This window comes from Rathayibacter sp. SW19 (assembly GCF_030866825.1).
GTDB lineage: Bacteria > Actinomycetota > Actinomycetes > Actinomycetales > Microbacteriaceae > Rathayibacter_A > Rathayibacter_A soli.
Genome location: NZ_CP133020.1, coordinates 1,914,699 through 1,932,966 on the forward strand (window position 1 = coordinate 1,914,699; position 18,268 = coordinate 1,932,966).

Consider the following 18,268-nt stretch of genomic DNA (forward strand, 5'->3'; position numbering starts at 1 on the left):
TCTAGCATTGAGGGGTGAGTTCACTTTCTGATCTGCCACTGCGTGACGACCTGCGAGGAAAGGCTCCGTATGGGGCGCCGCAGAAGCATGTGCCGGTCGCGTTGAACGTGAACGAGAACACGCATCCGATCCCCGATGCCGTTGCGCGGGACATCGTTGCGGCGCTGTCGGATGCGGTCGGTCGCGCGAATCGCTATCCGGATCGTGAATTCACCGAACTGCGGCACTCGCTTGCCGGCTATCTCGGTCATGGACTTACGGCTGACAACATTTGGGCAGCCAACGGGTCCAACGAAGTCTTGCAGCAGATCCTGCAAGCATTCGCCGGGCCCGGAAGGAGCGTTCTTGGCTTCGCTCCGACGTACTCGATGTACCCGATCCTGGCGAACGGAACCGGAACGCGGTGGGTCGCGGGGGACCGCGGCGACGAGTTCAGCGTGTCGCCCGCGCATGCTGTCGAGTGGATCAATCGCACTCACCCCGACGTCATCCTGCTGTGTGCGCCGAACAATCCGACAGGAACGCCGTTGTCGTTGGATGTGATTGCCGCGGCATACGAAGCGACCGATGGGATCGTCGTTGTCGATGAGGCCTACTCCGAATTCATGCCAAAGGGTCAGCCGAGCGCGCTGACGTTGCTCCCCGGACGCGACCGCTTGATCGTCTCCCGCACGATGAGTAAGGCGTTTGCGTTCGCCGGCGTGCGACTCGGCTACCTCGCCGCTGACCCCGCGGTGACGGATGCGATGCGCCTGGTCCGTCTGCCCTACCACTTGTCCGTGCTCACGCAGGCTGCCGCGATCGCCGCACTGAAGCACGCCGATGAGATGCTCGCGATGGTCGACGACATCCGCGCCCAGCGTGACCGCATCGGGCAGGGCTTGACTGCGCTCGGCTACCTCCCGCACGACAGTGGCAGTAATTTCGTTCTATTCGGAGGTGTCGCCGACCCGCACGCGATGTTCGAGGCGCTGCTGGCCGACGGGGTATTGATCCGCGACGTCGGCATTCCCGGCCACCTTCGCGTGAGTGCTGGCACGCAGACCGAGACGACCGCATTTCTCGATGCGGCCGCACGCTTCAGCGTGCAGGCGAACAGTGTCATCGCGCCGCTAGGGTTGTGAATCATGAGCACCGGTACGCGCATCGCGCAGCTTCAGAGAGAGACGACAGAGTCGAGCATTGAGTTGTCCCTCGACTTGGATGGCTCGGGGATTGCGGACATTCATACCTCTGTGCCGTTCTTCGATCATCTGCTCACCGCGTTCGCGAAGCACTCGTTGACCGATCTCTCGGTCCGCGCATCCGGCGACGTCGAGATCGACGTGCACCACACGGTCGAGGACGTTGGGATCGTGCTCGGCAAGGCGATCGTGCAGGCTCTGGGAGACAAGAGTGGCATCGCCCGCTACGGCGACGCCCTCGTGCCGCTCGACGAAGCCCTCGTCCAGGCGGTCGTTGACATTTCAGGCCGACCCTACCTCGTGCACGCCGGCGAGCCCGCAGGTTTTCAGTACCACCTGATCGGCGGTCATTTCACCGGATCCATGGTGCGGCACGTGTTCGAGGCGATCGCGTTCAACGCAGCGCTGACAACGCACATCACAGTGCTCGGCGGACGTGACCCGCACCACATCGCCGAGGCGGAGTTCAAGGCGTTCGCGCGTGCATTCCGTCAGGCCAAAGCGCTTGACCCGTTCATCGTCGGTATCCCGTCGACAAAGGGCGCCCTGTGATTCAGCCCTTGGTCGTCGTCCTCGACTATGGGTCTGGGAACGTGCATTCGGCCGCGAAGGCGCTCGAGGCGGCCGGTGCCCGAGTACAGCTCACAGCCGACGCGGCGCGCTCTCGCGAGGCGAACGGACTCGTGGTGCCCGGTGTTGGCGCATTCCATGCCGTCATCGACGCACTGCGTGCGGTGCGCGGCGACGAGATCATCGACCGTCGATTGGCAGGCGACCGGCCGGTGCTGGGCATCTGCGTCGGTATGCAGGTGCTGTTCGAACACAGTGTGGAGTTCGGAACGGATGTGGACGGGCTTGGCGAGTGGCCCGGCGAGGTCACCGAACTGCGCAGCGAGATCCTCCCGCACATCGGCTGGAATACGGTCGAAGCTCCTGAAAGCTCCGTCCTTTTCGACGGCGTTCGCGATCAGCGCTTCTATTTCGTTCACTCCTTTGCGGCACATGAGTGGCAGATCGAGTCGGGCCGCGCCTTCCGGGAGCCGGCGCTGACGTGGGCGACGCACGGGTCGAGGTTCCTGGCGGCGGTCGAGAACGGGCCGCTTTCTGCCACGCAATTTCATCCGGAGAAATCCGGCGAAGCCGGCATCCGTCTGTTGCGCAACTGGGTGAACGGCCTGCGCTAAATTTGAGGCTTGTGCCGGAATAGGCGCGGTCACTGCTATTCGAGGATCGAAAACGACCATGAGTGAGTTCAACAGAACACCACGTCTTCTGCTTTTGCCCGCCGTCGATGTCGCGGCGGGCAAAGCGGTTAGGCTGACGCAGGGCGAGGCCGGCTCGGAGACCAACTACGGCGACCCGGTGGCCGCTGCGGCCGATTGGGCTGCCCAGGGCGCGGAGTGGATTCATCTCGTCGATCTGGATGCCGCGTTCGGGCGCGGCGACAACCGTGCCCTCCTGCGTCGGGTGATCAAGCAGGTCAGGGGCGTCAACGTGGAACTGTCCGGCGGTATTCGCGATGATGCGTCACTGGAATCCGCGCTGGAAATCGGCGCCAAAAGGATCAATCTCGGCACTGCGGCGCTGGAGAACCCCGAGTGGGCTGCCAATGTGATCACGCGTTACGGCGAAGCCATCGCCGTCGGCCTCGACGTGCGCGGCACGACCCTGGCGGCGCGAGGCTGGACAAAGGACGGCGGGGATCTGTGGCAGGTCATCGACCGGCTCGAAGAAGCCGGATGCGCGCGCTACGTCGTGACGGACGTCACGAAGGACGGCACCCTGCAGGGCCCGAACATCGAATTGCTGCGGGCTGTGACGGCACGAACGGCGCGGCCCGTGATCGCCTCCGGCGGCGTTTCAAACCTGGACGACATTGCCGCCCTGCGGGAGCTCGTGCCGTCCGGCGTCGAGGGTGCGATCGTGGGCAAGGCGCTTTATGCGGGCGCGTTCACACTGGCGGAAGCCTTGGACGTTGCCGGGGACTGATTCGCACGCGAGTGATGCGCGCGCCAGTGATTCCGCCGGCCAGCCCTGGGCCGGGCGGCACTTCAGCGCGAACACCTCGGCGACCGACGACGGCACCGTCACGCCGGCATTGGCTGTCGCACTCCAGGCATTTCACGACGGTCACGGCGGGCCAGAGGCTGTCGTGGACGCGTTCCGCGACGCGCGGTTGCTGGTTCCACTGGTCTCGCACCTCGCGGAGGCAGGCGTCGACGAACACGGTCGCCGGGTGGACAAGAAACAGGAACTTGCGATCGTCACGGTCGCCGGGCCGGAAGGCCGCAATGTCCTGCCGGTCTTCTCCTGTGTTGCGACCATGAGTGCGTGGAATCCGAAAGCGCGGCCCGTGCCGCAGAACGGAGCACGGGTGGCCTTGGGAGCCGCGAGTGAGCAGACAGAGCTCGTGGTGCTCGACCCGGGCAGCGACACCGAATTCGTGTTGCGTCGGCCGGCTCTGTGGGCGCTCGCCCAGGGTCAGCAATGGATTCCCAGCTACTCGGATGCCGCCGTGCGCGATGCGTTCACGACCTCGATTGAGCGCGAACTCGCCGTTCATGCGGTCGAACTCACGGCGGGTGACCCCGGATATCGGCTGTCTGCACCGGAGCTGGTCGTTCACTTGCAGCTGGCGGCAGGACTGAGCGAGCAGGAGCTCGATGTGGTGATGGCGCGACTGGCTGCGCGATGGGCTGCAGACGACGCAATCGCCACACGGGTCGATTCCCTCACGGTGCGGCTGACGACAGCGCCCGATTGATCGGGCCGCACTGGATCGAGGTCGAGCCTGACCGGCGAGGCCCGATGAACAGCAACGAGCCTGACTCAGTTGACCGGGCCGGTGTACTTCTCGCCAGGGCCCTTGCCGATCGGGTCGGGTATGACGGACGCCTCGCGGAAAGCCAACTGCAAGGACCGCAATCCGTCTCGCAGGCTGCGTGCGTGCTCACCACCGATGTGGGGCGAGGCAGCAGTGATCAATCCTGCCAAGGCATCGATCAGCTTGCGAGCCTCGTCGAGGTCGGTCTGCGTTTCGGGGTCATCGGCGAGACCGCACTTGACGGCCGCAGCGCTCATCAGATGCACGGACGCCGTGGTGATCACCTCGATTGCGGCGACATCCGCAATGTCCCGAGTCGCTGAGGCAACGGCCGCGCTCTGGTCGGCGTCCTGCACGAACAGCGCAGTCTCCTGCTCGAGCGGCTGGCCGGGGGCGTCGGTCATCATGGTCCTTTACGAGTTGCTGGCGATATCTGTTAGACTTTTGCAGGCTTCAAGACGTCAGTCTTGAAACGAAAGTGGAGATTCTCCCACCCGCGCTTGACCGCTTTACTAGGTTACCGGGTTGTTCGCACTCCGCCGACGCGATGAAAATCGTGTCGGTCGTCTGGGTGCCGTGCCGGAACGACGAGTGATCGTCATTGCCGGGTGCGCGAATTTCTTCTCTCGTCACGCGTCGACAACCGTCGGATGCTTGTGGCCGGTAACCATGCTCACCCAGAGGAGAAACGCATCAGCGATCCCCGTACCAATGACCGTATCCGCGTCCCCGAAGTGCGTCTCGTCGGTCCCGGCGGAGAGCAGGTCGGCGTCGTGAAAATCGAGGTCGCCCTGCGTCTTGCGCAGGAAGCAGACCTCGACCTGGTCGAGGTGGCTCCGAACTCGAAGCCGCCCGTCGCGAAGATCATGGACTACGGCAAGTTCAAGTACGAGGCTGCGCAGAAGGCCAAGGAGGCCCGGCGCAACCAGGCGAACACGATCCTGAAAGAGGTTCGTTTCCGCCTCAAAATCGACAAGCACGACTACGAGACCAAGCGCAAGCGCGCCGAGGGATTCTTGAAGGGCGGCGACAAGGTCAAGGCCATGATCCTGTTCCGTGGTCGCGAGCAGTCCCGCCCGGAGCAGGGCGTTCGTCTGCTTCAGAGATTTGCCGAGGATGTTGCGGAATTCGGTTCTGTCGAATCGACTCCGACCATCGACGGTCGAAATATGGTGATGGTCATTGGTCCCCTGAAGAACAAGTCAGAGGTCAAGGGCGAAGCCAATGCACAACGTGCTGCATCGAGGGCGCGCGGGGGACACTCCGCATCCGCTCACACGGCAGCTGAAGCGACGGGTACCACATCCGTCACCGAACAGGAGAAATAATGCCCAAGCAGAAGACCCACTCCGGGGCCAAGAAGCGCTTCAAGGTCACCGGCAGCGGCAAGATCATGAAGCAGCAGTCCGGCATGCGCCACAATCTCGAACTGAAGTCGAGCGATCGTAAGCGTCGTCTCAACCAAGAAGTGGTGTTGTCCAAGGCCGACACCAAGGTCGCCAAGAAGCTTCTCGGCAAGTAACGCCGGCACACACGTAAGGACGATAAGAAAATGGCAAGAGTAAAGCGGGCCGTCAACGCCCACAAGAAGCGCAGGGTCATCCTCGAGCGCGCAGAAGGCTACCGCGGCCAGCGGTCCCGCCTGTACCGCAAGGCCAAGGAGCAGGTCACCCACTCGCTCGTCTACAGCTACCGCGACCGTCGTGCGCGCAAGGGTGACTTCCGTCGCCTGTGGATTCAGCGCATCAACGCTGCGAGCCGCGCGAACGGACTCACCTACAACCGCCTCATCCAGGGCCTGAACCTGGCAGGTGTCGAGGTGGACCGCCGTATTCTTGCCGACCTCGCCGTCACAGAGCCTGCCACCTTCGCCGCGCTCGTCGAAACAGCCAAGAAGGCCTTGCCGGCCAACACTTCGGCTCCCAAGGTCGAGGCTGCCGCATAGCCTGCGCTGATATACCACCCGTCGAATGGCCCGCAACGAGCTCGTTGCGGGCCATTCGCATTCCCCGTGCGGCATACTTGAAGTGTGCTCGACAATCCACGGTCACCCCGCGTTCGCTCTGTTGCCAAGCTGGCCAGGAAGAGCGCGCGGGTCGACACGGGCAGCTTCCTGTTGGAGGGTCCGCAGGCCACCGCCGAGGCACTGACCTTCCGCCCGGAACTCGTCGTTGAACTGTTCGCAACGCCGACTGCACTCGAGCGCCACCCGGAGATCGCGAGGGCTGCCAGCGCCGCCCAGCTCGAGGCCGTGTTCGTCTCAGAACAGGTGCTCGAATCGATGTCCGACACGGTGACGCCTCAAGGCTTCGTCGCCGTGTGCCGGCAGTTTCCGACATCGCTCAAAGACGTCTTTGGGCTGAAGCCGCGCCTGCTCGCGATTCTGGAAGAGGTACGCGACCCGGGCAACGCCGGCACCATCGTGCGTGCGGCCGATTCGGCCGGTGCTGACGCGGTGATTTTCACCGGCCGGTCCGTCGACCTGTACAACCCGAAGGTTGTGAGGTCGTCGACCGGATCGATCTTCCACCTGCCCGTCGCGGTCTCCGCGACGCTTGCGGATGTCGCTGCTCGCGCTCGCGCGGCGGGTCTCCAACTGCTCGCGGCCGACGTCAAGGGGGAGGACCTGCTGCTTGCGCGGACCGAGGGGCTGCTGGCGCGTCCGACGGCATGGATCTTCGGCAACGAGGCGCGCGGACTCACCGACGCCGATCTGCAACTGACCGATCGCGTCGTCACGGTCCCCATCTACGGCAGTGCCGAGTCGATGAATCTGGCGACGGCGGCATCTGTTTGCCTGTACGAGTCCGCATTCGCCCAGCGCAGTTGACCCGGCAACGCAGCCGACCTTGGACATCAAGCGATTCTTCGGGCTCCAGCGCCTTAGCTAAACTTGTGAATCGTGTCTGAATCAATTGAAATCTCCGAGTCTGCAGTGGCCGCGGCGCTCGACGCCGCCCTCGCGGCGATCGCGGCGGCGACAGACTCCGAGTCGCTGAAGTTCGTGCGTGCGGCGCATACGGCTGAGCACTCGCCGTTGGCCCAGCTCAACGGGGCCTTGCGTAGCGTCGCCCCCGAGCAGAAGGCCACCCTCGGCAAACTCGTCGGGCAGGCCCGCGGGCGGGTGAACCAGGCGTTCGCCGCGAAGGAACTCGAGATTCAGGCAGCAGAAGACGAACAGCGGCTGGCAGACGAGACCATCGATGTCACCGCGGTGCCGTCGCGGCGGCGGGAGGGGGCGCGGCATCCGCTCGCTTTAATGCACGAGAAGATCGCGGACATCTTCGTCGGTATGGGCTGGGAGGTTGCGGAGGGGCCCGAACTGGAAAACGAGTGGTTCAATTTCGACGCCCTCAACTTCGACGAGGATCACCCGGCACGTGCACTTCAGGACACCTTCTTCATCGCCCCCGCAGAATCGCACCTCGTACTGCGCACCCACACGTCGCCTGTGCAGATTCGGGCGCTGCTCGAGCGGGGTGTGCCGTTGTACGTGGTGGCACCGGGCCGCGTCTACCGCACCGACGAGCTGGACGCCACTCACACGCCGGTATTCAGCCAGGTTGAGGGCATCGCCGTCGACAAAGGGCTGACCATGGCACACCTGCGAGGAACGCTCGAACACTTCGCACGGCAGATGTTCGGTGACGAGGCGAAGATCCGCCTTCGCCCGAACTACTTCCCGTTCACCGAGCCGAGCGCCGAAATGGACGTCTGGCAGCCGCACGCCAAGGGCGGCGCCCGCTGGATCGAATGGGGCGGCTGCGGCATGGTGAACCCCAACGTGCTGCGGGCGGCGGGAGTCGACCCAGACGAATATTCCGGCTTCGCATTCGGCATGGGAATCGAGCGCACGCTGCAATTCCGCTCGGACCTCAACGACATGCGCGACATCGTCGAAGGCGATGTCCGCTTCAGCAAGCAGTTCGGAATGGTGGTCTGATGCGCGTCCCCCTCAGTTGGCTGGCGGAATTCGTCGATCTCGCCCCCGGCACGACACCGGAGGACGTGCACGCCTCTCTCGTGTCGGTCGGGCTGGAAGAGGAGGCCATTCACCGCTTCGAGCTCAGCGGTCCGATCGTCGTGGGCGAAGTGCTTGAATTCGTCGAGGAGCCGCAGACCAACGGCAAGACCATCCGCTGGTGCCAGGTGCGCGTCGCGCCTGGTGAGGCGATCGCGGCTGACGGCGGCCCTGCTGTGCACGGCATCGTCTGCGGCGCACGCAACTTCTTCGTCGGAGACAAGGTCGTCGTGACTCTGCCGGGGTCTGTGCTTCCTGGGCCATTCCCGATCGCGGCCCGAAAGACCTACGGTCACATCTCCGATGGCATGATCGCATCGGCGCGTGAGTTGACACTCGGTGAAGACCACGACGGCATCCTTCGTCTGTCGGCACTCGGCATCGATGCGCCGGTCGGCACGGATGCGATCGCTCTGCTCGGCCTTGACGACACCGCGGTCGAGGTCAACGTGACCCCCGACCGCGGCTACGCACTGTCGATCCGTGGAATTGCCCGCGAATACTCGCACGCGACCGGCTCGGCGTTCCGCGACCCTGCGAAGCAGGACGATGCCGGTCCGGCTCCGGATGCCGCGAACTTCCCGGTTGCCATCGACGACGTCGCGCCAATCCGGGGCCGAATCGGCGCCACGGTGTTCGTGACGCGGGCAGTGCGCGGCATCGACGCGACCCGGCCGACCCCGGCCTGGATGATCGCCCGGCTGAAGCTTGCCGGCATCCGATCACTATCGCTGCCCGTGGACATCACCAATTACGTCATGGTCGAATCCGGCCAACCTCTGCACGGCTACGACCTCGACAAACTCGTCGGTGGCATCACGGTGCGCCGGGCGCTACCGGGCGAGAAGATCGTCACGCTCGACGATCAGACTCGGCTCCTCGACCCGCAGGACCTGCTGATCACAGACGATGCCGGCCCGATCGGACTGGCAGGAGTGATGGGCGGCGCGCGCACCGAAATGAGTGCCACGACCACCGATGTTCTCGTCGAAGCAGCAAACTTCGACCCGGTCTCGATCGCGCGCAGCGCCCGACGTCACAAGTTGCCCAGCGAGGCATCCCGTCGCTTCGAACGCGGCGTCGACCCTGAGGTCGCGGCACCTGCCGCGGCCCGCGTCGTGCAGCTGCTCGTGGAGCTGGCAGGCGGCACAGCGGATGCGCTCGGCTCGCACCACGACACAACCTCGCCTCTCCCGGCAATTGACCTGCCGAACGGCTATGTCTCCGGCCTGATCGGAGTCGACTTCACGGAGGAGGAGATCGCTTCGTCGCTGGTCGAGATCGGCGCAGACATCGAGCGCGCGGACGCCGGGCTGCACGTCACGCCGCCGAGTTGGCGGCCCGATCTCATCGACAAGTCAACGCTGGCGGAGGAGGTCGCGCGGATCGTCGGATATGATCGCATCCCGTCCGTGCTGCCGGTCGCGCCACCCGGGCGCGGGTTGACTCGCGAACAGCGTCTGCGCCGAGCCGCAGCCGACGCGCTGGCCGAGGCCGGGCTCGTCGAGGTGCTTGCGTACCCGTTCGTGACGGCCGCGCAGAATGAAACCTACGGTTCGCCGACTGGTGGAGCGGTCACCGCCGTGACCCTGGCGAATCCACTGGATGCCAGCGTGCCGTACCTGCGCACGACGCTGTTGCCTGGGCTGATCGGTATCGCCCGGCGCAACCTGTCCCGCGGACTGAACGATCTCGCCCTGTTCGAAATCGGGCTCGTCTTCCGACCGGACGCCGGCGTGGTTTACGGCAGCGTGCAATTGCCCCCGGGCGCGGCACGCCCCACAATCGACGTGCTCGCCGCGTTGGACGCGAGTATTCCGCCGCAGCCACGCCACGTGGGTGCACTGTTCCTTGGCAACGCGCTGGCCAAGCAGCCCGGTCAGGCCGCTGTGCCATCCGGCCTCGCGGACGCGCTGGATGCCGCACGCCACGTGGCCGCTGCGCTCGGGCTCGAACTCACCCTCCGTCAGGGTTCGCACGTCGCGTTGCACCCCGGGCGCACTGCCGAACTGTTGTTGTCCGTCGACGGTACGGCCAGGGCGGTGGGCTTCGCCGGAGAACTGCTGCCGGCGCTCGCCGTCGAAGCGGATCTTCCGCGCGTGGTCGCCGTGCTCGAACTGAACGTGGACGCGCTGATCGCGGCCGCTCCGGATGTCGTCGACGCGCATCCGATCTCGACGTTCCCCGCCGCAACGCAGGATCTTTCCCTCGTCGTCGCCGACGCAACGCCGGCAGGCGACGTGTTGGCCGCTGTGAGAGACGGCGCCGGTGCACTGCTGGAAGATATCCGGCTGATCGACGACTATCGCGGTTCCGGTGTCTCAGACGGAGCCAAGAGCCTGACGTTCGCGCTGCGGTTCAGGGCCGCTGATCGCACGCTCACGGCTGCTGAGGCGAGCGAGGCCAAGTTCGCCGGTGCCGCGCGCGCCGGCGAGTTGTTCGGAGCGAGCATCCGGGAATAGTGCGGCTCGATTCGCGCAGCAGAACCTCCGCGCGCTATGCTCGCGGCATGCTACCGATTCGGCGCACCGCTGTGACACAGGTCTCGTCGACCCGTGCCCTGCGCCGACGCCGCGGCGAGCGCCGAAGCTAGGCGACGCATTCGTACGACCCCGCCGATATCCGGTCTCACAGGGGTCGCGTGGGCGCCGCCGTTCCTCACCGCTTCCGTGCACTCAATAAGGTAGAACCATGACTCTCTCTGTCGCCGTTGCCGGCGCTTCGGGGTACGCCGGGGGAGAACTCCTCCGCATCCTGGCGCAGCATCCCGACTTCCACGTGCGCACCGTCACCGCGCACTCGAACGCCGGGCAATCGCTGGCCGTTCACCAACCCCAGCTACGGTCATTGGCAGACCTCACCCTCGTCGAGACCTCGGCTGAGAACCTTTCCGGCCACGACGTGGTCTTCCTCGCCCTCCCGCACGGGGCGTCCGGCGCCATCACGGCCGCCCTCGATGCAGATCCGGCCAACGCTCACACCCTGATCGTCGACTGCGGGGCCGATCATCGCCTCACCGACCCATCCGACTGGGCGACCTATTACGGCGGCGACTATCACGCGGCGTGGGCCTACGGCGTGCCCGAGCTGCCGACCGTCACAGGCAAGCTACGTGACGGGCTCGCCGGCGCCACGCGCATCGCGGCACCCGGATGCAACGCCAGCGCGGTCTCGCTCGCGATCGCTCCCGGCATCAAAGCGGGGCTGGTCGAGGAGACGGACATCGTCGCCATGCTCGCCGTCGGCCCGTCCGGTGCGGGCAAGAAGCTGGCGCCGATGTATCTGGCCAGTGAGATCATGGGGTCCGCATCACCGTACGCGGTCGGCGGAACGCATCGGCACATCCCGGAGATCCTGCAGAACCTGCGGCTGGCGGGCGCGACCGCGCCGACCGTATCGTTCACCCCGGTGCTGGTGCCGATGGCACGCGGCATCCTCGCCACCGTCAGCGCGCGCATTGTGCCGGGGACCACACCGGAACAACTGCGCGCAGCATGGGAAGACACCTATCGGGGCGAGAGATTCGTACACGTTCTCGAAGAGGGGCGGATGCCGCGCACCGCCGACACCGTCGGCGCGAACACCGCGCTGATCGGCATCGCCGTCGACGAGGCGGTCGGCCGGGTCATTGCCGTTCTGGCATTGGACAATCTGGCCAAAGGCACCGCTGGGGCCGCAATCCAATCGGCGAACATCGCGCTCGGCCTGCCGGAACAATCCGGCCTCAGTGTGGATGGAGTAGCGCCATGAGTGTGACCACGCCAGCAGGATTCGAGGCGAGTGGTGTTTCTGCCGGTCTGAAGACCAGCGGGAAGCCGGACCTTGCCCTGGTGGTGAACCGCGGCCCGCTGCAGTCCGCCGCCATCGTCTTCACCGGCAACCGGGCTAAGGCGAATCCCATTCTGTGGTCTCAGCAGGTCGCCTCCGACGGCGTCGTATCGGCCATCGTGCTCAACTCCGGCGGAGCGAATTGCTTCACCGGCGCAGAGGGCTTCCAGACGACGCACGCCACGGCAGAGGCCGTCGCGGCGGGGCTGGGCACCTCCGCGGGCGACGTGCTGGTCTGCTCGACAGGGTTGATCGGCGAGCAACTCGATCGCGGAAAACTTCTCGACGGCGTCGCAGCGGCGATCGCGGCGCTGCGCCCCGACGGCGGTGCGGATGCAGCTGCAGCAATCATGACGACCGATACCGTCCCGAAGACGGCGACCCATGCGGGGGCCGGGTGGAGCATCGGCGCTATCGCGAAGGGCGCCGGCATGCTGGCGCCGGGGCTCGCAACGATGCTGGTCGTGATCACAACGGACGCCGTGCTGAACGCCCAGCAACTCGACACTGCCCTGCGCGGGGCAACCCGGGTCACCTTCGATCGACTGGACAGCGACGGCTGCATGTCCACGAACGACCAGGTCACGCTGCTGGCCTCAGGAGCTTCAGCTGTTCAACCGGAGCTCGCCGAATTCACGAGCGCGCTCACCGCGGTGTGCGGTTCTCTCGCCGAGCAGTTGCAGGCCGACGCGGAGGGCGCGAGTCACGACATCCGGATCGAAGTTGTCGGCGCGGTCAGCGAGGCCGAGGCCGTCGAGGTCGGGCGCTCAGTCGCCCGCAACAACCTGTTCAAAACGGCGATCTTCGGCAATGACCCGAACTGGGGACGCGTGCTTGCGGCAATCGGCACGACTGCTGCCGAGTTCGATCCGTATCGCGTGGATGTCTCGATGAACGGCGTGCGGGTCTGTCACGACGGTGCCCCGGATGAACCACGCGATCAGGTCGACTTGAAGCCCCGCGCGGTCACCGTGCTGATCGACCTACAGGTCGGGGCCGCACAGGCGACAATTCTGACCAACGACCTCACGCACGACTATGTGCATGAGAACAGCGCGTACGCAAGTTGAACGAGGCGAACGTGGAGGACGCTCAGAACGCCCACAGCGCGCACGAGAACGCGCACCAGAACACGCACAACGTGCCGCAGGAACCAGCCGCCGCGTTCGACCGCTCACAGCTGCACCCAGCCGACAAGGCCGCAACGCTGATCGAATCGCTGCCGTGGCTGAAGCGCTTCCACCACCAGATCATCGTCGTGAAGTTCGGTGGAAACGCCATGGTCAGCCCGGAGTTGCAGAAGGCGTTCGCGGAGGACATGGTCTACCTGCGCTATGCCGGGATCAAACCCGTCGTCGTGCACGGGGGCGGGCCGCAGATTTCGGCCATGCTGCAGCGGCTCGGTATCGAAAGCGAATTCCGTGGCGGCTATCGTGTCACGACGCCTGAGGCGATGGAGGTCGTGCGCATGGTGCTGACCGGCCAGATCAGTCGTGACCTGGTGGGGCACATCAACGAGCACGGCCCGCTCGCGGCCGGGATTTCGGGTGAGGACGCCGGCTTGCTTCTGGCACGAAAACGTTCGGTGGTGATCGACGGCGAGAGCGTCGACCTCGGCCAGGTGGGTGACATCGTCGGGGTGGACCCCGAGGCAGTGCACGCCCAGTTGCGCGCCGGCCGCATCCCGGTGGTCTCATCCATCGCCCCAGACATCGACCATCCAGGCGACTCACTGAACGTGAACGCGGATGCGGCGGCCGCGGCACTCGCGATCGCGCTCGGCGCCGCAAAGCTTGTCATTCTCACCGACGTCGCCGGGCTCTACCGGAATTGGCCGGACCGGGATTCGCTCGTGTCTAAGATCGATCTCGATGACCTTCGCGGGCTCCTGCCCACCCTGGAATCGGGCATGATTCCGAAAATGACGGCCTGTGTGGACGCCGTTGACGGGGGAGTGGCCAAGGCAGCCATTATCGACGGACGGGTGCCGCACTCGATCCTTCTCGAGATCTTCACCCAAAGCGGCATCGGTACGGAGGTAGTTCCAGCGTGAGTGCACAGCAGCTGACAGATCCAACGAAAGATCCGGCGAACGACATAACGAAAAATCGGGTGACAGCACCGCCGACGGCCGACGCCGCGCCGCGGTGGCAGGAGCGCTTCGACGCCTCGATCATGCGCTCACTCGCCATGCCGCAGTTGCTGCTGACGCGCGGTGAAGGCTGCTACGTCTGGGACGGCGACGGCAAAGAATATCTCGACTTCCTTGCCGGGATCGCCGTCAACGCGCTCGGCCACGCGCATCCGGTTCTGGTGGATGCCGTGTCACGCCAAATAGCCACTCTCGCGCACGTCTCCAACTACTTCGCCACTCCGCCGGAATTGGAGCTGGCGGAAAGGCTGGTCCGGTTGACCGGTGCCGTTGACGGCCGCGTGTTCTTCGGCAACTCCGGCGCCGAGGCTAACGAGGCCGCCTTCAAGCTCGCCCGGCTGAACAATGCGGGCGGCACGAAACGACGCATCCTGGCGCTGAACAATTCGTTCCATGGCCGCACCATGGGCTCGATGGCGTTGACCGGCAAACCGCACATGCGCGAACCGTTCGAACCGATGCCAGCCGGCGTCGAGCACATCGACACGACCCTCGACGCATTGGAGGCGGCATTCGATGAGCATGTCGCGGCGCTGTTCGTCGAACCGATCAAGGGTGAGGCAGGTGTGCTCGACCTCCCGGACGGCTTCTTGAAACGAGCGCGCGTTCTGAGCAAGCAATACGGCGCCCTGTTGATCGTGGACGAGATCCAGACCGGTATCGGCCGAACCGGACGGTGGTTCGGTTTTCAGCATGCCGAGATCGTGCCGGACGCGATCACGCTCGCAAAAGGCCTCGCCGGGGGTGTTCCGATCGGAGCGCTTGTGACGTTCGGCCGTGCGTCAGAGTTGTTCAGCGCGGGTCAGCACGGTTCGACGTTCGGCGGCAATCCGCTGGCCACGGCGGCCGGTAACGCTGTGCTCGGTGAGATCGAAAATGCCGAGCTCGTCCAGAATGCCGCCGTGCGCGGCGCAGAGTTGCGCGCACTCATCCGCGGCCTGCACTCACCGCTGGTCGGTGAGTTGCGCGGTGCGGGTCTGCTGGTCGGCATCGGTCTCACGCAGCCGGTCGCCGGCGCTCTTGTGGCTGCTGCCCTCGAACACGGACTCATTGTGAACGCGCCGAACGCGTCCACCATCCGGCTGGCACCGCCGCTGATCATCGGCGACGCCGAGCTTGCGGAGTTCGGCCGACGATTCGCCGCCGCGCTTGCAACGCTCGCACCCTCAGCTCACGACAACTCACTCCAGAAAGCACCCCGATGACACGACACTTCCTGCGCGACGACGACATCACCCCGGCAGAACAGGCGGAGATCCTGGCACTGGCCGCTGAGCTCAAACGCGATCGCTACGCGGTCGCTCCCTTGGCAGGCCCGCAGACCGTCGCTGTGATCTTCGACAAGTCATCGACACGCACCCGGGTGTCATTCGCGGTGGGGATCGCCGATCTGGGCGGTAGCCCGCTGATCATTAGCACCGCGAACAGCCAGCTCGGCGGCAAAGAGACTCCATCGGACACGGCCAGGGTGCTGGAGCGGATGGTCGCGGCGATCGTCTGGCGCACGTATGGTCAGGCCGGGCTCGAGGAGATGGCGCGCGGCACGACCGTGCCGGTCGTCAACGCGCTCTCGGATGATTTCCACCCCTGTCAGCTGCTGGCTGACCTTTTGACGATCACCCAGAAGCGCGGCGCGCTTGCCGGTACGACGATCACCTTCCTCGGCGACGGTGCGTCCAACATGGGCCAGTCGTACGCGCTGGCGGGCGTGACGGCCGGCATGCACGTTCGCATCGCATCTCCGATCGAATATGCGCCGAGCGCAAGCGTGGTCGCCGACGCGGACGCGATCGCCCCGCGAACAGGCGGATCCGTTGCCCTCTACACCGATCCGCTCGAGGCTGTTGCCGGCTCCGACGTCGTGGTGACCGACACGTGGGTCTCGATGGGGCGCGAAGAGGAGAAGGCGCATCGACTCACCGCGTTCGGCGCGTACAAGGTGACGAACGAGCTGATGGCGTTGGCGAAGCCAGATGCGCTGTTCATGCACTGTCTGCCGGCCGATCGCGGCTATGAGGTCGACGCCGACGTGATCGACGGCCCGCAGAGCGTCGTCTGGGACGAGGCGGAGAATCGCCTGCATGCTCAGAAGGCGCTGCTTGTGTGGCTGCTGGCGCAGAACGCACGGAATGCACAGACCGGGGAGGCTGCGGAATGACCGAATTGCCATCGCCGAATCGCGCCGGACAGGCAGGAGCACTCTGGGGAGCCCGGTTCGCCGGCGGACCCTCGCCCGAATTGGCCGCGCTGAGCAAGTCGACGCAGTTCGACTGGCAACTGGCGAAGTACGACATCGCTGGTTCCCAGGCACACGCCCGCGCGTTGGCCGCCGCGGGCTATCTGACTGCGGCGGAACTGTCCGCCATGCACGATGCCTTGGAGCAACTGCGGGCGGATGTCGAGACCGGCGCGTTCGTCGCGCTCGCCTCCGACGAGGACGTGCACGGCGCCCTCGAACGCGGTTTGATCGAACGCGCTGGTGCCCAGCTCGGCGGCAAGCTGCGCGCAGGACGAAGCAGAAACGATCAGATCGCCACCTTGATCCGGCTGTACCTGCGTGATCATGCCGGCGTGATCGCCGACCAGGTGATCAGGCTGATCGACGCTCTTTCGGCGCAGGCCGAAGCGCACCACGGCGCCGTGATGCCGGGGCGCACGCACCTGCAGCACGCGCAGCCGGTGCTGCTGTCCCATCACCTGCTCGCGCACTGCTGGCCGCTGATGCGTGATCTGGAGCGCATCAGCGATTGGGATGGGCGCGCAAACGTTTCACCGTATGGCTCCGGCGCTCTGGCCGGCAGCACACTCGGGCTGGATGCCGCCGCCGTCGCGCACGATCTCGGTTTCACCCGCAGCGTGCAGAATTCCATTGACGGAACTGCCTCGCGTGACATCGTCGCAGAGTTCGCCTTCATCACCGCGCAGATCGGCATCGACCTGTCGCGGTTCGCAGAGGAGATCATCCTCTGGAATACCCGCGAGTTCGGTTTCGTGACGCTCGACGACGGCTACTCCACAGGCTCTTCGATCATGCCGCAGAAGAAGAACCCCGACATCGCCGAATTGGCTCGCGGCAAATCCGGCCGGCTGATCGGCAACCTGACCGGGCTCTTAGCCACCTTGAAGGGGTTGCCGCTGGCGTACAACCGCGATTTGCAGGAGGACAAAGAGCCGGTCTTCGACTCGGTGACGACACTCGAGGTGCTGCTTCCGGCGTTCACCGGCATGGTTGCGACCATGCAGTTTCACACCGAGCGGATGGCACAGCTTGCGCCGACCGGCTTCTCGCTCGCTACGGATGTTGCAGAGTGGCTGGTCAAGCAGCGCGTGCCGTTCCGTGATGCGCACGAGATCACCGGAAGGCTGGTGAAGTTCGCCGAGGAGAACGGGCTCGAGTTGAGTGACGTCGAAGATTCCGCGCTCGCACGCATCTCGCCGCTGTTGACGCCTGAGGTGCGCGGCATCCTCACCGTGGAAGGCTCCGTGGCCAGTCGCGACGGAATCGGAGGAACTGCTCCCGTACGCGTCGCAGAACAGCGAGCCGAGCTGATCGAGCAGCTGCGTGTGCTGGCCGCCGGGTTCGAGGCCGCGCGCGTGGCTCGCAGCCGATGACGACGGCTCCGACGCGCGCAGGGGTCTTCGATCGCGACTTCTTCCAGAATGACGCCGTCACGGTTGCCCCCCAGCTGCTGGGCGCATTGTTGAGTCACGAGAGCGAAGACGGCGTCGTGACGGTGCGGATCACCGAGGTCGAGGCCTACCTCGGTGACGGCACAGATCCCGGTTCGCACGCCTTCCGCGGCAAGACGGCACGCAATGCCGTGATGTTCGGCGAGCCCGGCCACTTCTACGCGTATTTCAGCTATGGCATGCACGTGTGCGGCAACGTCGTGTGCTCGCCGAACGGGCACGCATCCGGAGTTCTGTTGCGCGGTGCAGAGGTGGTCGATGGCATTGAACTCGCCCGTGCACGGCGTGGCCCAAAGGTGCGCGACCGTGATCTGGCCCGCGGCCCGGCACGACTCGTCGTGTCGACCGGGATCGCCTTGACGGACAACGGCGTCGATCTTCTGACGCCGCCGTTCCAACTGCGGATGCCGCCGGCTCCGGTCTCGATCAGCACGGGCCCGCGCACGGGGGTGGGCGGCCCCGGTGGGGGGAGTGCCTATCCGTGGCGGTTCTGGATCACGGGAGACCCGTTCGTTTCGCCGTACAAACGGAGCCCGCGGGCGAGCGAGTAGCGCGCGGTGTCGGCACCC

Annotated in this window: 19 protein-coding genes; 18 read left to right on the top strand and 1 reads right to left on the bottom strand. The window is 65.5% G+C overall.

Translation table 11 applies throughout. The features are described from left to right. Positions 1 to 14: 14 nt before the first annotated feature. The 5 genes from QU604_RS08690 to QU604_RS08710 are packed head-to-tail and all read left to right on the top strand — an operon-like array spanning position 15 to position 3,948. Positions 15 to 1,124, top strand: coding sequence for a histidinol-phosphate transaminase (locus QU604_RS08690; RefSeq protein ID WP_308468414.1), 1,110 nt, complete (start codon positions 15 to 17; stop codon positions 1,122 to 1,124). 3 nt (positions 1,125 to 1,127) lie between these two features. Continuing rightward, complete coding sequence (gene hisB, locus QU604_RS08695; protein WP_308468415.1) at positions 1,128 to 1,736, top strand: imidazoleglycerol-phosphate dehydratase HisB; 609 nt, start codon at positions 1,128 to 1,130, stop codon at positions 1,734 to 1,736. Then, positions 1,733 to 2,368 (top strand): imidazole glycerol phosphate synthase subunit HisH, encoded by a 636-nt coding sequence (gene hisH, locus QU604_RS08700; RefSeq protein ID WP_308468416.1) that lies wholly within the window; start codon positions 1,733 to 1,735, stop codon positions 2,366 to 2,368. The genes hisB and hisH overlap by 4 nt, the downstream gene beginning before the upstream one ends. A gap of 58 nt (positions 2,369 to 2,426) precedes the next feature. Further along, positions 2,427 to 3,173, top strand: coding sequence for a bifunctional 1-(5-phosphoribosyl)-5-((5-phosphoribosylamino)methylideneamino)imidazole-4-carboxamide isomerase/phosphoribosylanthranilate isomerase PriA (priA, locus tag QU604_RS08705; RefSeq protein ID WP_308468417.1), 747 nt, complete (start codon positions 2,427 to 2,429; stop codon positions 3,171 to 3,173). Then, positions 3,124 to 3,948 (top strand): SseB family protein, encoded by an 825-nt coding sequence (locus QU604_RS08710; protein WP_409350009.1) that lies wholly within the window; start codon positions 3,124 to 3,126, stop codon positions 3,946 to 3,948. Before priA ends, QU604_RS08710 begins: the two co-directional genes overlap by 50 nt. A gap of 65 nt (positions 3,949 to 4,013) precedes the next feature. On the opposite strand, the gene QU604_RS08715 is transcribed toward QU604_RS08710, so the two are convergent. Continuing rightward, positions 4,014 to 4,412 carry a DUF1844 domain-containing protein gene (locus QU604_RS08715; RefSeq protein WP_409350027.1) on the bottom strand — a complete coding sequence of 133 codons (399 nt, stop codon included), beginning with the start codon at positions 4,410 to 4,412 and terminating at the stop codon, positions 4,014 to 4,016. A 246-nt stretch (positions 4,413 to 4,658) separates the two neighbouring features. Between QU604_RS08715 and infC the strand changes: the two genes are divergently transcribed. The 13 genes from infC (at position 4,659) to QU604_RS08780 (ending at position 18,250) form a co-directional block, all read left to right on the top strand. Next, positions 4,659 to 5,336, top strand: coding sequence for a translation initiation factor IF-3 (gene infC, locus QU604_RS08720; RefSeq protein WP_308468878.1), 678 nt, complete (start codon positions 4,659 to 4,661; stop codon positions 5,334 to 5,336). Continuing rightward, entirely contained in the window at positions 5,336 to 5,530 is a 195-nt protein-coding gene (rpmI, locus tag QU604_RS08725; RefSeq protein ID WP_308468420.1) for a 50S ribosomal protein L35, read from the top strand. Before infC ends, rpmI begins: the two co-directional genes overlap by 1 nt. Before the next feature lie 30 nt (positions 5,531 to 5,560). Then, entirely contained in the window at positions 5,561 to 5,953 is a 393-nt protein-coding gene (rplT, locus tag QU604_RS08730) for a 50S ribosomal protein L20 (protein ID WP_308468421.1), read from the top strand. An 84-nt stretch (positions 5,954 to 6,037) separates the two neighbouring features. Next, the gene (locus tag QU604_RS08735; RefSeq protein ID WP_308468422.1) at positions 6,038 to 6,838 is read left to right on the top strand and encodes a TrmH family RNA methyltransferase; all 801 of its coding nucleotides are present in this window, start codon (positions 6,038 to 6,040) and stop codon (positions 6,836 to 6,838) included. A gap of 72 nt (positions 6,839 to 6,910) precedes the next feature. Next, positions 6,911 to 7,951, top strand: a complete 1,041-nt coding sequence (gene pheS / locus QU604_RS08740) for a phenylalanine--tRNA ligase subunit alpha (protein WP_308468423.1) — start codon at positions 6,911 to 6,913, stop codon at positions 7,949 to 7,951. Continuing rightward, positions 7,951 to 10,491 (top strand): phenylalanine--tRNA ligase subunit beta, encoded by a 2,541-nt coding sequence (gene pheT / locus QU604_RS08745; protein ID WP_308468424.1) that lies wholly within the window; start codon positions 7,951 to 7,953, stop codon positions 10,489 to 10,491. Before pheS ends, pheT begins: the two co-directional genes overlap by 1 nt. A gap of 229 nt (positions 10,492 to 10,720) precedes the next feature. Next, positions 10,721 to 11,779, top strand: coding sequence for an N-acetyl-gamma-glutamyl-phosphate reductase (gene argC, locus QU604_RS08750; protein ID WP_308468425.1), 1,059 nt, complete (start codon positions 10,721 to 10,723; stop codon positions 11,777 to 11,779). After that, positions 11,776 to 12,927: a bifunctional glutamate N-acetyltransferase/amino-acid acetyltransferase ArgJ gene (gene argJ / locus QU604_RS08755; protein WP_308468426.1), complete on the top strand. Its 1,152-nt coding sequence runs from the start codon at positions 11,776 to 11,778 to the stop codon at positions 12,925 to 12,927. Before argC ends, argJ begins: the two co-directional genes overlap by 4 nt. A 71-nt stretch (positions 12,928 to 12,998) precedes the next feature. Beyond that, positions 12,999 to 13,910: an acetylglutamate kinase gene (argB, locus tag QU604_RS08760; protein WP_308468879.1), complete on the top strand. Its 912-nt coding sequence runs from the start codon at positions 12,999 to 13,001 to the stop codon at positions 13,908 to 13,910. A 122-nt stretch (positions 13,911 to 14,032) separates the two neighbouring features. Then, positions 14,033 to 15,214, top strand: a complete 1,182-nt coding sequence (locus QU604_RS08765; protein WP_409350028.1) for an acetylornithine transaminase — start codon at positions 14,033 to 14,035, stop codon at positions 15,212 to 15,214. Further along, entirely contained in the window at positions 15,211 to 16,167 is a 957-nt protein-coding gene (argF, locus tag QU604_RS08770; protein WP_308468428.1) for an ornithine carbamoyltransferase, read from the top strand. The genes QU604_RS08765 and argF overlap by 4 nt, the downstream gene beginning before the upstream one ends. Further along, positions 16,164 to 17,621, top strand: a complete 1,458-nt coding sequence (argH, locus tag QU604_RS08775) for an argininosuccinate lyase (RefSeq protein WP_308468429.1) — start codon at positions 16,164 to 16,166, stop codon at positions 17,619 to 17,621. The genes argF and argH overlap by 4 nt, the downstream gene beginning before the upstream one ends. Further along, on the top strand, positions 17,618 to 18,250 hold the full coding sequence (locus tag QU604_RS08780) for a DNA-3-methyladenine glycosylase (protein WP_308468430.1): 633 nt from the start codon (positions 17,618 to 17,620) through the stop codon (positions 18,248 to 18,250). The genes argH and QU604_RS08780 overlap by 4 nt, the downstream gene beginning before the upstream one ends. Positions 18,251 to 18,268 lie beyond the last annotated feature (18 nt).